Here is a 1,357-nt window from a genome sequence, read left to right on the forward strand (position 1 = left end):
TTACCTCCGCACAGTGGGTTTGCTATAGATTAGCTGTCCAAAACATGGTGTGTTCGGAGGAAATATGTCCATTAATTCTATCGACCATGACGAGATGACCAACATCGCTCACAAGTGGGAATTACCCGAAGAAGAAGAAACCGTTGTGAAGCCAGAGAAAACAATGAAATCAGCAGAAGCCAGACGTCGCATTGAGGCACTGCGTGAAATCCGCGAAAGCGGGTTAAGCATTGAAGAAGCAAGAGAACTTGGCTTGATTCACTGATTCTCTCAATTCGGTGTACCACTCCATAGGGTAGCCAACTGGCTGCCCTTTTTATTTGCTAACCCCATCATTTAACCGAAGTTTCTTGCTCGTTTTGTTTGTTCTCCAACCTTATTTTTATTCAGTCTGAAGTCACTTTGCTTGCTTACTATGGTTTGACAAATGGTAGAGGCGTTACTAAAAGATATATCAGTAGGATATGCCTTTTGTTGACTATCCATATCATCTAAGCAGGAGCGCGAATATGGTTGATCAGATTCTTTTCTACGAGCCCGATGAGCCACACGGCTTCCTCTCCAACTTCTGTCATGCCCCCGTCGAAATATCTTCCCAATCTTGGCCCACCAGCGAACACTACTATCAAGCTCAGAAATTTGTTGATGCCCAACTGCAAACCAAAATTCAGAAAGCCCAATCGCCGGATGAAGCGTTCGCGTTAAGCCGTCAGTACGAGCATCTCGTTCGCAGCGATTGGGACAACATGAAGCTCTCAGTTATGGCGTTCATTGTGCGAGAAAAATTCCTCCAAAACCCGAAACTTGCTCAGAAACTGATGCGCACGGGCAATGCTTGCCTTACCGAGCATTCGCACAAGGACGCATTTTGGGGAGATGGGGGAGACGGTAAAGGTTTGAACCACCTAGGAGAAATTTTGATGAACGTACGCGCAGAGCTGCGACATGTCGAGCCTTACAATTTGGTTAAGTTCATCGACAAAGCTAAGCTGCCAACTCAGTGGGGCACATTCATGATGCACGGCTTCATCGAGACGGCTACAGGGAAGGAGCATCTCGCGCTGGTGTATGGCGACCCGACGTCTCAGCCTGCGCCATTGATTCGGCTCCATTCTGAATGTCTCACTGGGGACGCACTATTTAGCACCCGCTGCGATTGCGGTTTTCAGTTAAATCGTGCGTTGCAAAACATCGTCGAAGAGGGCTGCGGCGTGCTGCTCTATTTGCGTCAGGAGGGACGTGGCATCGGTTTAATCAACAAAATTCGCGCCTATCACTTGCAGGATGATGGTGCGGATACCGTTGAGGCGAATGAGCGTTTAGGGTTTGCTGCTGATATGCGAGACTATGCGTTTTG

General features: G+C 48.0%; 2 protein-coding genes. Both read left to right on the forward strand.

Annotation, left to right across the window (positions count from 1 at the left end; translation table 11 throughout):
• The first annotated feature begins 64 nt into the window (after positions 1–64).
• On the forward strand, positions 65–265 hold the full coding sequence (locus tag R7P67_RS24495) for a PA3496 family putative envelope integrity protein (protein WP_193239619.1): 201 nt from the start codon (positions 65–67) through the stop codon (positions 263–265).
• 244 nt (positions 266–509) lie between these two features.
• Positions 510–1,357: GTP cyclohydrolase II RibA (gene ribA, locus R7P67_RS24500; protein WP_318086272.1), on the forward strand; the 848-nt coding region annotated here is incomplete at its 3' end.

It is taken from the genome of Vibrio sp. Vb0937 (genome assembly GCF_033338855.1).